The following is a 12,852-nucleotide window of genomic DNA, read 5'->3' on the forward strand; positions in this document are numbered from 1 at the left end:
AAAAGATGATCGGTAGTCGTCGACCGCTACCGATTTCCCACACCCATCAAGACACGGATCGCTACTAATTCCTCGTGACGTGGATCACGGCGGCGAGGCACATCTCGTCGAGGGTGCTCTCGCCGAGGTGCACGTCCACCGGGGCGGGGAGGTGCTGCTCCTTGAGCGCCTTCGCGAGGAATGGATTGCTGTTCGAGTTGTCGTAAGTGCAGCGCATCGTCAGCAGGTCGCCGCCGCGGAGGCGCGGGAGCCGCTCGATGGGAGCGTCGTAGTAGAACCCGCGCTGCCACGAGAAGTCCCACCTCGGCGTCTGCACCAGGCACTGCTCCTCAGGCGCGCCGGCGGCGCCCTCCTCGCGCGCGAGGGTGACCTTCATGTCCGTGCCGACATAGTGCATGTGCGTGCCCGCGCCGTAGAGGTACACCTCCTTGGCAGACACCGCCGCGGGCAGCTTGAACTGCATCGTCTCGACATGGTCCTTCGCGCCGGCGGGGATCCGGAACTCGACGCCATCCGCGTCGTCCGGCCCGGGGAGGAGGCCGCGCCCCTGCGCGAAGGGAGACTCGAAGTTACCGATCAGCGCGATGCCCATGAGCCACTCCGGCACGCCCTGGGTGAAGCGCAGCTGGAGGCGCGTCGCGTCGGGCTCGGCGGTCGTCCCGGCCGGGTGATAGTGGACCTGCATCACCAGCCGCGCGCCCGCCGGGAGCTCAGCGCCGATGTTCGGCTCGAGCTCGATGGGGACTCCCCCCGGCGCCCACGCGGCGACGAGCTCGCCGGAGAACCCGGGGCCGCCAAAGCAGTCGTATCCGCCGTGCTCATCCACGAGCGCATCCGATGCGCCGTCCCTGTCGAGGAACACCAGCGCGTGGTGCACCACCTTGCTGTTGCCCGGCATGAGGTGCACGCCGTTGATGTACCGCGCCTCCGTGAGCCCAGGATCCATCACGAAACACCGGAACTGATCGGCGTCGCCGCTCGCGACGAACGGCTCCTTCGGCGCGACCTCCAGCTCGACGCCGGGCAGCCCCGGCGCCTCGGCCACGAACGGGGGCGGCGCGTCCGCCGGATCCCCCTCGGGAGCGCCCGAGGCGGCCCACGCCTCGAGGAGCGCTATCTCCTCCTCGGTCAACCGGAGATCGTCCTTCCAGCCGTGAGGAGGCTGGCACTCGTCCGTCTCCATCGCGCCCCACGGCGGCATCGTGCGCTCTCGCGCCGAGCGCGCGAGCAGGCTGGCCACGCTGTGCGCGGAGTCGTACTCCGTCAGGCTGAACGGGGCGATGTTGCCGGGAGAATGGCAGCTCATGCAGTGCTTCTGCAGCAGCGGCTCGACGTCTCGATGGAACGTCGGAGATGCCGCCGTGGAGCCGGGCGCATCCTCGCCGGAGCACCCGAGAAGGAACCCCGGAAGGAGCGCAAGCAATGTGAGCACTCCAGATGTCGAATTTCGCATGGTACCCCTTTTCGATAGCCCGCGTGTTCAATAGCCCCCGTCGCGCCGACGCGGCGCCGAGAGCACGAATGTCCCGCCGCAACACGGCTCGCCAGACGTTGACAGCATGAGCACACAGATACAGTAACACGGCTCCCTCTCCAGCACAGGTGTCCGGAGGCGGAGGGTCGGCACGTCGGTGTCGCTCACGGGCAACGTCGTCGCGCGCGGCTGGCACGGTCGGCGCCGCCCTGGGCGACGCCGGCTCGGCGGGCGCCTCGGGCGACGTGTTCTGAGCTGTCGGGAGGGCAGCGCGGCGGCTCAGGCGGTCCCCCACGCGAGCACGGCGGCCCAGGCGGTCCTCCACGCGAGCACGGCGGCTCAGGCGAGCCGCCGCGCTCCCGTCGCCGTCAGGGCTCGCCCAGGATCAGTGGACCTCGTTGTGGCACGTGGCGCTGCAGCCGTCGCCGCTCGCGGTGTTGCCGTCGTCGCACTCCTCGAACGCCGCCTGCCGCACGCCGTCGCCGCAGTGCGGGCCGAACACGCAGCCCGGCGCGCACTCGCCGTAGCCGCCGTCGTTCTCCCCGTCGTCGCACTGCTCGGGCGGCGCCTGGGTCACGCTGTCGCCGCAGCGCGGGCCGTACACGCAGCCCGGCGCGCACTCGCCGTAGCCGCCGTCGTTCGCTCCGTCGTCGCACTCCTCGCCGAGCTCACGCTGCACGCTCCCGTCGCCGCAGACGGCGCCGATCCGGCAGCCGAGGCAACCCATGCTGCCGTCGTTCACCCCGTCGTCGCACTCCTCGCCCCACGCGTCCTGGGTGACCCCGTCGCCGCACTTCGCCGCGTCGCCGCACTCCGACGTGCACCCGCCGTAACGGCCGTCGTTCACCCCGTCGTCGCACGTCTCGTTGGGCTCCTGGACGACCGCGTCGCCGCACCGCGGCCCGATCAGGCACTCCGCCGTGCACCCGCCGTAGCGGCCGTCGTTCACGCCGTCGTCGCACTCCTCGCCGAACTGGCTGTCGATCTCCTCGTCCCCGCAGCGGGGGGCCGCCACGCAGCCCGGCGCGCAAGCCTCGGAGCCATAGCCGCCGAGGTTGGTGCCGTCGTCGCAGATCTCGTACGGCGAGGTCGTCACCCCGTCGCCGCAGTAGAGCCCCAGCGTGCAGCTCGTGGAGCACTTCCCGTACCCCGGGCCGTTCTCGTCCTCGTCGTCGCACTGCTCGTCGGGCGTGACGATGCCGTCGCCGCACACGGGCTCGCAGACGGACGAGGCCGCGTTGAAGCCGCCGAGCGTCAGCTTGTAGCTCGACGCCGTGGTGTGGCGCTCCGCCTGGAACACGACGACCTCGTAGACGCGCCCCACCGTGAGGCCGAGATCATCCATGAGCACCGTCCCGCGATCGTCCTCGTCGCCGGCGACCTCGCCGGTCCCCATCGGGGTGTGGATGCCGCCCAGGTCGATGCGGAGCCGGTTGTTGATGAACACCCAGACGTCGTCGTCCCCGTAGAAATCGAGCCGCTCCCCGCCGCGGTACTCGAACCAATAGCGGACCTCGCTCGTGAAGTAGAAGTTGTGATTGCCCGCCACGGCCCAGTCGTTGAACGGGTCGCGGGCCTCGCGGCTCGCCTCCCGCTGCGCCGCCGGCACCGACGGGTCCTGCCAGCCCTTGCCGTCGAGCGGGAAGAACAGGTGATCCTCGAAGAGGAACACGTCCGACGTCCCGACGCGCGCGAGCGGGAGCCAGTCCACGACCGTCTTCGAGAGGGACGAGTCGTTGTACCAGCGGCTGAAGTCCGTGGCGTTCGTGAGGAAGGCATTCGGTCGCGCCGCGGCGAACTGGGGCTTGCCGTCGGCGCCGAGCGCGCTCTGCACGATGCCCGTGACGATGCCGTCCGGGGGGTTGGTCCCGGGCTCGAAATTCGGCTGACCTGCCTTGAAGTCGCGGTACACGATCGGCACGCGGAGCTCGTCGCCCAGGACCGAGTCGTTCCTGCAGCTGTACCCCGGCTCGACCGTGCACCCGGACGAGCAGCCGTCGCCGCTCCTCGTGTTGCCGTCGTCGCACTCTTCGTCGCCGAGGCGCAGGCCGTCGCCGCAGGCCGACGTGCACCCGCTGTCGCCGCAATCCGGCTCGACCTGGCAGAACGGCGTGCAGCCGTCGCCGAGGTTGGCATTGCCGTCATCACACGGCTCCGAGCCCTCCCTCTTCCCGTCGTTGCAGACGGTAGCGCGGCAGGTGTAGCCGCCGGGCGCGGGCTGGCACACGAGGCCAGGCTCCCACTTGCAGCTGGCGTCGCACCCGTCGCCGTTCCTCGTGTCGCCGTCGTCGCAGTCCTCGCCCGCGACGACGCGCCCGTCGCCGCAGACCGCCGTGCAGCGGCTCCCCGCGCGCGCGCAGTCGAACCCGGCCTCGAGCGCGCAGGTCGACGAGCAGCCGTCGCCCGAGACCGTGTTGCGGTCGTCGCACGCCTCGCCCACGCCGATCTGGCCGTCGCCGCACACGACCGTGAACGTGCAGTGCACGCCGTCCGGGCATTTCCAGCCGGCCTCCACAAGGCAGCTCGGCGAGCAGCCGTCGCCCGGCTCCGTGTTCCCGTCGTCGCACCGCTCGGTCGGCCGCAGGCGGCCGTCACCGCAGCGCTCGACCGGCTTGCAGGGCTGCCCGGGGACAGGGCACGTGACGCTGCCGGGGTCCTCCAGCGCGCAGACCTCGGAGCACCCGTCTCCGGACACCGCGTTCCCGTCGTCGCAGCTCTCCCCGCCCGAGACGCGCCCGTCGCCGCACGAGTGGAGCCGGTAACACGGCTCCCCCGGGGTCCGGCAGACCCAGTCGCCCGGCTCCCTCTGGCAGCGATCGTCGCAGCCGTCGCCCGAGGCGGCGTTCCCGTCCTCGCAGCTCTCGCCGGGCTCCACCGCCCCGTTGCCGCAGGCGATCGTCGTGTGACAGAGCTCCCCGGGCTCGCAAACGCAGTACGGCTCCACCTTGCAGGCGCCAGAGCAGCAGTCCCCGGGAAGGCTGTTCCCGTCGTCGCACGCCTCGCTCGCCTGGTTGATCTCGCCGTCGCCGCACGCCGGCTCCACCGCGTCGCACTCCGGCGGAGGATCCGGCGACTCGCAGGGATCGCCCCCGCCGCCGCTCCCGCCCGATCCGACCGTCATGAACCCGCCGAATCCCCCGCTCGTATCCTCGCCGCCGGTGCCCGCGGCCCCGCCGCCGCCCGCACCGCCCACGCCGCCGCCCGCGCCGCCCTCGCCGCCGCCCCCGTCGTCGCCGCCGCAGGCGACGAGCGGACCGGCGAGCACGACGAGGAGCACGGAAGTAAGTCTCTTTCCCAAGCCCATCGACGCCACCATCCCAACTTGCTGCAGAAGGTCGCCACGCTGTCCAAGCCACGCCGCGAGGCGCCTCGACCGACGAGGTGCGCTGGAGGCGGCGTGAGCGCGCGTCGCACAGCCGCGCGCTTACATCGACATGTGGGTTGCCCTCGTTCCCGCTCATCGCAACGCAACCACCCCCGTGGAGCAAGCGGATTTCACGGCATGGCGGGTTCCCGACGCGCCGCCCGCCGAGGCGCGACGGAATCCGCGGACGGCGCGGCGGCGCGGAGACGACGGCGGCGCGGAGACGACGGCGGCACGGAAACGACGGCGGCGCGGAAACGGCGGCGGCGTCGCTCGGGCTTGACATCCTCGGAAGGCATCCCGCCGCCAACGCCGAGAACGCCGCCTCGCGGCGGCACCGCCGCGCGGTCGCCATCTCGCCCCCCGGACGCGGCGAACGGCTGTAACCTGGCCGCGGGCAGGCCGAGGCCCGCGCGGATTCGACGCGGGGGCGGGCCTTTCGGCTGACCACACGGAGCATGCATGGTGTCGACAGGGGCCTTGGACGGCGCGGCCCGGGCGGCGGGGGCGTCCCCGCCGCAGGCGGCGGAGCCGCTGGATGGAGGCAATTACGAGGTCATCCGGCGGAGGCTCGTCGAGCGCGCCGAGGAGCTCGCCCGCCGCGCCGAGGCGCTCAACGCGCGGCGAAAAGAGGTGTTCGGCGGCACGGACCTCGCGCTCCTCGAGAACGCCCGCGTCAGGACCGAGAACAACTGCGTGCCGCGCGACATCGTGAGCATCCGGGGCAAGCTGCTCGTCGGCTACCTCGTGTTCATGGGGCTGAAGGAGGTCAACGTCGGCGACGTCTTCAGCCTCCACCGCTTCGCGAAGGACGGCGGCGCCTTCGACCTGTCCCCCGCGCCGCTCGAGGAGGGCGACGCGCTCCTCGGCGACCCCAACTTCATCAAGGAGTTCAAGGACCTCCACCGCTACGTCAAGGAGCCCCGGCTGCTCCAGCTGCGGCGCAGCGACACGCGGCTGCTCGCCATCTTCCAGGTCGGCGCGACCGAGCGCGACACCAAGGTGTTCCGCTGGAGCATCGACGCGACCGGGCGCGTCCGGTACCTCGACGCGCGCGGCGACGAGGACAACGTCCGGCCGCGCGCCCACGACTTCGCCTGGACCCAGGCCACGCGCGACGACCACGTGCAGGGCAAGCACCCGCACGTCGCCGTCCTCGGCGAGATCTTCGTCGAGACGGTCGGCGGCGATCTCACGGTCAAGATCGAGAACAACACGACAACGGGGCTCGGCATCTACCGCGAGCCGGTCGACGACGCGGGCCAGGCGCTCGACGACGCCGACATCCAGTACGCCCGGCTCGGGCCGCTCATCCTGCTCAAGATCAAGCCGTTCCGCGAGCCTTCGTACCGCTACCTCGTCTACAACGGCCGCACCCGGAAGGTGACGCGCATCGACGCGATCGGCCTCGCCTGCCTGAGCCTCCCCGAGGACCAGGGGATCGTCTTCCCGAACGGCTACTACCTCATCACCGGCGAGACGAAGCGCTTCGAGGGCAGCACCGAGAGCCTCGTCTTCGAGCGGGTCATCCGCTCGCCGAACGGGGAAGACGTGCTCTACGTGTTCCACCAGGTCGTCGAGGGGCGCTACGTGCTCTTTCCGTACAACCTGATCCGCAAGGAGATCGCGACGCCGATCCAGTGCCACGGGTACAGCCTCTTCGACGACGGCAAGATGGTGATCTTCCGGGCGTCGGGCGACGAGGCGACCCGCGTCCACCCGATGCAGATCTGGCAGACGCCGTTCATGACCGCGGAGTTCGCGGCGTCGGCGCCGACCGACGGCTCGTACCTCGCGAAGGTGGGCAACGCCGACCTCGTGCGGGGGATCTCCGACGCGCTCAGCATGCGGCGCGCGGCGCTGGACGGGTCGCCGACCCGGCAGACGTACGAGGATCTCATCAAGACCGCCGAGCGGATGACCGACGCCTACTACTGGCTCGGCCACGCCGAGGCGGGCGATCTCCTGTCGGTCGTGGGCGAGCTCCGGGGCGTCTCCGAGAGCATCGTCGACGAGTTCGAGAAGGTCGAGGGCATCAAGGCGCGCGCCGCGGCCGCGCTCGCCGAGACCGAGTCGGCGCAGCGGCAGCTGCTCTCCGGGGTGCGGCCCGAGGACGCGGCGAGCGTCGACGCGTTCCTGAAGGCCCTGACCGCGCTGCGGCGGCAGCGGGGGCACCTCATCACGCTCCGCGAGCTCAAGTACATGGACCTCGGCCGCGTCGACGCGCTCGAGGCCGAGATCGTCGCGCGCGCCGACGAGGTGAGCCAGGCGTGCGTGACGTTCCTCCTCGGCGAGCAGGCGTTCCGCCCGCTGGCCGACCGGCTCGCGGGCCTCATCGCGAAGATCGAGGCGGTCGCGAAGTCGCCCGAGCTCGCGCCGTTCGCCGCGGATCTCGACGCCGTGAACGAGGGGCTCTCGGTGCTCGCCGAGATCGTGGCGAGCCTGAAGGTCGACGACCCCACGGCGCGGACCCGGATCCTGGAGGGGATCAGCGAGGTCTACGCGCAGCTGAACCGCGCGCGCGCGACGCTGAGCGCCCGCGGCAGGGACCTGCGGGGCGCGGAGGGGCGCGCCGAGTTCGGCGCGCAGTTCAAGGTGTTCGGCCAGAGCGTCTCGAGCGCGATCGCGGTGTGCGACACGCCCGAGCGCTGCGACGCCGAGCTGTCGAAGCTGCTCGTCCAGCTCGAGGAGCTCGAGGGGAAGTTCGGCGAGTTCGACGAGTTCCTCGGCGAGCTCGCGGCCAAGCGCGAGGAGGTGAACGACGCGATCGCGGCGCGCAGACAGGCGCTGCTCGACGAGCGGCAGCGGCGCGTCTCGAACCTCGTCGCCGCGGCGGACCGGATCGTCCAGGGGGTGGCGCGGCGGGCGCGCACCTTCGCGGGCGTGGACGAGCTCAACACGTACTTCGCGTCCGACGCCATGGTCGCGAAGCTCCGCGATCTCGCGGCCGATCTCCACGCGCTCGGCGACAGCGTGAAGGGGGACGAGGTCGAGGCGCGGCTCAAGTCGGCGCGGCAGGACGCGCTCCGGGCGCTGCGCGACCGCGAGGACCTGTTCGAGGGCGGCGGCGACGTCATCAAGCTGGGCCGCCACCGCTTCAACGTGAGCACGCAGGCCCTGGAGCTCACGCTGGTCCCGCGCGGCGACGGGCTCGCGCTGCACCTCACCGGGACCGACTTCTTCGAGCCGATCGAGGACCCGGCGCTCGAGGGCGCGCGCGATCTCTGGGGACAGGAGCTCGCGAGCGAGACCCCCGAGGTCTACCGGGGCGAGTTCCTCGCCGGCTCGATGCTCGCGGACGCGGAGGCCGGGCGAGGCGGACTGTCGATCGAGCGGCTGCGCGAGGCGTCGCTCGGCCCGGGCGGCCTGCTCGGCGCGGTGCGCGCGTACGCGGAGGGCCGGCACGACGAGGGCTACGAGCGCGGCGTGCACGACGCGGACGCGGCGCTGATCCTGGAGAAGCTGCTCGCGCTGCGGTCCACGGCGGGGCTCCTGCGCTTCGGCAGCGCGCCGCGGGCCCTCGCCTGCCTGACCTGGGCGGGGCTCGACGCGCGCGCCCGGGATCTCGCGCACCGGCGGGCGCGGAGCCTCGGCCGGCTCGCTGCGCAGCTCGGCGAGAGCGAGGCGCGGGCGGCGCTCGCGGCCGAGCTCGCGCAGGGCGTGGCCGCGGCGGCGGCGGCGCACCGGATCGAGGCGAGCGCGGCGGACGTGCGCGTGGCGGCGCGGTACCTCGTGGAGGAGCTCGCGGCGGAGCGCCCCCGGTTCGTGACGAGCGACGCGGCGCTCTCGCTGCGGGACGCGCTGCTCGCGCGCCTCGACCTCGCGGGCGGCCGCGCGGCGTTCGAGGAGGACCTGCGGCAGCTCGAGAAGCACCCGGCCGAGCGGCTGGAGCTCGCGCTCGCGTGGCTGCGCGGATTCGCTGCGGTCGCCAACGATGGGGGCTCGCCCGGCAAGCCGGGCTCTGCCCCCAAACCCCCGGCCGCGCTTGCCCACCTCGCGCTCGAGGCGGCGGTCGTCGTCGTGACGGAGCGGCACATCGAGCGGGAGCCGAGCGCGGCCGTCACCGAGGCCCGCGTCGAGGGGCTGCTCGGGCAGCACCCGCGCATCAAGGAGCGAGCGATCGCGCTCCGGCTCGACGAATTCCTGAGCAGGATCGAGGACTTCCTGCACGAGAGGGCGCCGCGCTACCGCGCCTACAGGAAGGTGCGGAGCGAGATCGCGGAGCGGGAGCGGAAGCGGCTGCGCCTCGAGGAGTTCGCGCCGCGGGTGCTCACGTCGTTCGTGCGCAACCGGCTCATCGACGAGGTGTACCTGCCCCTCGTCGGCGCGAACCTGGCGAAGCAGCTGGGCGCCGCGGGCGACGTGAAGCGCACCGACCTGATGGGCATGCTGCTGCTCATCTCGCCGCCGGGCTACGGCAAGACGACGCTGATGGAGTACGTCGCGAGCAAGCTCGGCCTCGTGTTCATGAAGGTGAACGGGCCGTCGCTCGGCCACGAGGTGACGTCGCTCGACCCGGCCGAGGCCCCGAACGCGACGGCGCGCCAGGAGGTCGAGAAGATCAACCTGGCGTTCGAGATGGGCAACAACGTGATGCTGTACCTGGACGACATCCAGCACACGAACACGGAGCTGCTCCAGAAGTTCATATCGCTCTGCGACGGGCAGCGCCGGATCGAGGGCGTGTGGCGGGGCCGGACGCGGACGTACGACCTGCGCGGCAAGAAGTTCTGCGTGGTGATGGCGGGCAACCCGTACACGGAGTCGGGCGCGCGGTTCCAGATCCCGGACATGCTGTCGAACCGGGCCGACACGTACAACCTCGGCGACATCCTCGACGGCAAGGAGGCGCTGTTCGCGCTGAGCTACCTGGAGAACGCGCTCACGTCGAACCCGACGCTCGCGCCGCTCTCCGGGCGGGCGCCGGGCGACACGCACAAGCTCATCCGGATGGCGCAGGGCGAGGCCATCGCCGCGACGGAGCTCGAGCACGCCTACTCCGCGGCGGAGGTCTCGGAGATGGTCGCCGTGTTCGAGCGGCTCTTCCGGGTGCAGAAGGTGCTCCTGTCCGTGAACCTCGAGTACATCCGGAGCGCGTCGCAGGACGACGCCTTCCGGACGGAGCCGCCGTTCAAGCTGCAGGGCAGCTACCGGAACATGAACAAGCTGGCCGAGAAGGTCGTGGCGGCGCACACGCACGAGGAGGTCGACCGGCTCATCGACGATCACTACGTGAGCGAGTCGCAGACGCTGACGACGGGCGCCGAGCAGAACCTCCTCAAGCTCGCCGAGCTGCGCGGCCGGATGACGCCGGAGCAGGCGGCGCGGTGGGACGAGATCAAGAAGAGCTTCGTGCGGATCAAGCGCATGGGCGGCAAGGAGGACGACCCGGTCGTGCGCGTGACCGGCACGCTGTCGATGCTGGGCGAGCAGCTGGAGGGCATCCGCGGGGCGATCGGGAAGGCGGCCGCGGTGGCGCAGGCGGGGGACGCGCGGGCGCGGGAGATGAAGCAGTGGCTCGCGCCCGAGATGGAGCGGCTCTCCGCGGCGCTCAAGGGGGTGGCGCAGCCGCGGGTCGACGTGAAGGTCGAGACGGATCGCTCGGTGTCGGAGTTCGTGGGGCACCACCTGTCGCTTGTGGAGCGGCTCGTGGCGCCGCTCGCGAAGGCGACGACGCAGAGCGCGTTCGGCATCCGGGCGATCGAGGCGCAGGTCTCGGAGCTCGCGCAGGCGCTCCGGTCGCTCGACGAGAAGGTCCGCGCGGCGGCGCGCCCGCAGAGCCAGCCGCCGCCGCGCTTCGAGGCGCGGGTCGGGGCGGCGTCGCCGGCGAACTTCTACCGGACGGCGCCCGCGGCCGACGTCGTCGACCACGGCGGCATCTTCGTGCCGACCTTCCGGCCGCCGCCGGCGCGGGGGACGACGGTGGCGCTCAAGATCCCGTTCGCGGAGGGCGGCGAGATCGACGCGGTGGGGGTGGTCGAATGGACGCGCGAGGCAGAGGAAGAGGGTCCGCCTGGGTTCGGGGCGCGCTTCGTGCGGCTCTCGGGCGAGCAGCGGGAGCTCGTGGAGGGGTTCGTGCGGCAGCGGGAGCCGATGCTGCTCGGCATGTGAGCGCGCTCGCACAGACGGCGCTCGCGCGCTCGCCTTGTGACGCCGACGCCGCGCTCGCGCGCGCAGGGCGGAGCAGGGCGCCGTGCGCCGGCGCGGAGGTATGCGGCCCGAACACAGCACCCGAGCTGAGCCGATGCTCGTCCCCCGAACGAGCGGCCGCGCGCGGCGGGCGCCCATCCATGAGGAGTGGAGAGGCCTCCCTCGTGCGTGATATCACCGTCCGGTCGCGGTTCGTCGGTGATGGCCTGGATCCGAAGCCCGCGCTCCGGCGCCGGGCACGCAGGAGCTTCAGCGCATGAAGATGATGACCCTCGGACCCTTTGACGGGAACGCGTGGCTGCTCGGCCGGAAGATCGAGCGGACGGTCGCGGAGTGGAAGGAGCCCGCGCGGCTCGCGATCGTGGCCATGCCGAGCGGGACGAAGCACGAGGACTACCTCGCCGCGGTCGAGGACGCGACGGGCGTTCCGGTGGTCGGAGCCACCACCGGCGGGGCGTCGTTCACGGAGCGCGGCTTCAGCAGGAGCGGGGTGACGTGCGCGTTCCTCGGCGGCGCGAACATCGACGTGGCGTGCACGGCGGCGCGCGAGCTGCGCTCGGATCACGCCAAGAGCATCAGGGCGGCGCTGAGCGACATGGACGAGGCCGTCTCGAGCGGCAGCGGGCGGAGCGGGGCGACGAGCTCGATCCTGGTGCTGGCGGACGCGTTCGCGTGCGACGGCGACGATCTGGTGGCCGCGCTCCGCCAGGGCGTGCCGCCGCACACGCGCGTCTTCGGCGGGACGGCGGGCGACGGGTGGACGTTCGAGGGGGCGCGGGTGTTCCTGGGCCGCAAGGTGCTGACGGACGCGGCGGTCCTCGTGCGCCTGACGCACCGGCAGCGGGTGAACATCGACGTGGTGCACGGGTTCCGCGCGGCCGAGGGCGGGCGGGATTTCACGATCACGGACATCGAGCGGAACGTGCTCAGGACGCTGGACGGGCAGCCGGCGGCGCGGGTGTACGAGGAGGAGCTCTCGCGGCTCGGCTTCCGTTCGAGCGGCGAGGGGCTGCTCCAGACGATGGCGAAGCACGCGCTCGGGGCGAAGACGCCGTTCGGCGAGGCGCTGAAGATCAGGTCGCCGATCGCGATCCGCGGGGACGGCGCGGTGGTGCTGACCGGGGGGCTGGCGCGCGGGCAGGTGGTGCGCGTCGTGAACGCGGCGACCGACGCGGTGCTCCAGGCGGCGAAGAGCCTGTCGACGAAGGTGCTCGGGCCGCTGCCCGGGGTGGCCGGCTCGCTGGTGTTCGACTGCGCGGCGCGGTTCCGGATGCTTGGCGAGCGGTACCGCGAGGAGGTGCGGGCGTTCCTCTCGCCGAACGCGGCGTCGAACCCGATGTTCGGGATGGCGTGCTACGGGCAGATCGCGAAGTTCGGGGGGAGCGTCGAGGGGTTCTACAACACGAGCGCTGTCATGGTGGCGTGGGGGGAAGCGGACCAGGGGACGGCTGGCGGGTGAGCTTTGGGAAGAGGCGGGGCGGATCGTTGGGCGGTGCGGGGGCTTTGCTGAACTGACCGGCCCGAGGAGAGGCAGCTCGTCGCGCGGAGTGGGGGCCCCGCCGAACTCGCCTGAGCCATCTTTCATCCGGCTTCGCCGGATGAAAGATGGCTATTGGGCTCGAACATCGGCCCGTCCCCCACTCCGCGCGACGAGCTGCCTCTCCTCGGGCCTACGGCCTTGCCAATGAGGGCAAGCTCGAACATCGGCCCGTCCCCCACTCCGCGCGACGAGCTGCCTCTCCTCGGGCCTACGGCCTTGCCAATGAGGGCGAACGCGCTGGTTTGCCACGGATGAGCAGACGAGAGGGGTTGGTCGGCAGACGGACGATAGACGCCTTCGACGGGCACGGGCGATTGGGCCCGA

At 71.9% G+C, this 12,852-nt stretch carries 4 protein-coding genes; 2 read left to right on the plus strand and 2 right to left on the minus strand.

The genetic code is table 11. From position 1 onward, the window contains the following. Window positions 1-64: 64 nt before the first annotated feature. The gene (locus WMF19_RS29740; protein ID WP_437893451.1) at window positions 65-1,453 is read right to left on the minus strand and encodes a hypothetical protein; all 1,389 of its coding nucleotides are present in this window, start codon (window positions 1,451-1,453) and stop codon (window positions 65-67) included. A 406-nt stretch (window positions 1,454-1,859) separates the two neighbouring features. Then, window positions 1,860-4,778, minus strand: a complete 2,919-nt coding sequence (locus tag WMF19_RS29745; protein ID WP_437893452.1) for a DUF4215 domain-containing protein — start codon at window positions 4,776-4,778, stop codon at window positions 1,860-1,862. A 522-nt stretch (window positions 4,779-5,300) separates the two neighbouring features. Here WMF19_RS29745 and WMF19_RS29750 point away from each other — a divergent pair. Both WMF19_RS29750 and WMF19_RS29755 read left to right on the plus strand, forming a co-directional pair. After that, a complete protein-coding gene (locus tag WMF19_RS29750) occupies window positions 5,301-10,949 on the plus strand; it encodes a DNA repair ATPase (RefSeq protein WP_437893453.1) in 5,649 nt (1,882 codons plus the stop codon). 295 nt (window positions 10,950-11,244) lie between these two features. Then, the gene (locus tag WMF19_RS29755) at window positions 11,245-12,447 is read left to right on the plus strand and encodes an FIST signal transduction protein (protein ID WP_437323248.1); all 1,203 of its coding nucleotides are present in this window, start codon (window positions 11,245-11,247) and stop codon (window positions 12,445-12,447) included. Window positions 12,448-12,852: the final 405 nt, after the last annotated feature.

It is taken from the genome of Sorangium sp. So ce124 (genome assembly GCF_051525235.1).
Classification (GTDB): Bacteria; Myxococcota_A; Polyangia; order Polyangiales; family Polyangiaceae; genus Sorangium; species Sorangium atrum.

Coding starts and splice junctions, on each gene's coding strand:
- WMF19_RS29740 (WP_437893451.1), bottom strand. CDS start 1,453: ATGCGAAATTCGACATCTGGAGTGCTCACATTGCTTGCGCTCCTTCCG.
- WMF19_RS29745 (WP_437893452.1), bottom strand. CDS start 4,778: ATGGGCTTGGGAAAGAGACTTACTTCCGTGCTCCTCGTCGTGCTCGCC.
- WMF19_RS29750 (WP_437893453.1), top strand. CDS start 5,301: ATGGTGTCGACAGGGGCCTTGGACGGCGCGGCCCGGGCGGCGGGGGCG.
- WMF19_RS29755 (WP_437323248.1), top strand. CDS start 11,245: ATGAAGATGATGACCCTCGGACCCTTTGACGGGAACGCGTGGCTGCTC.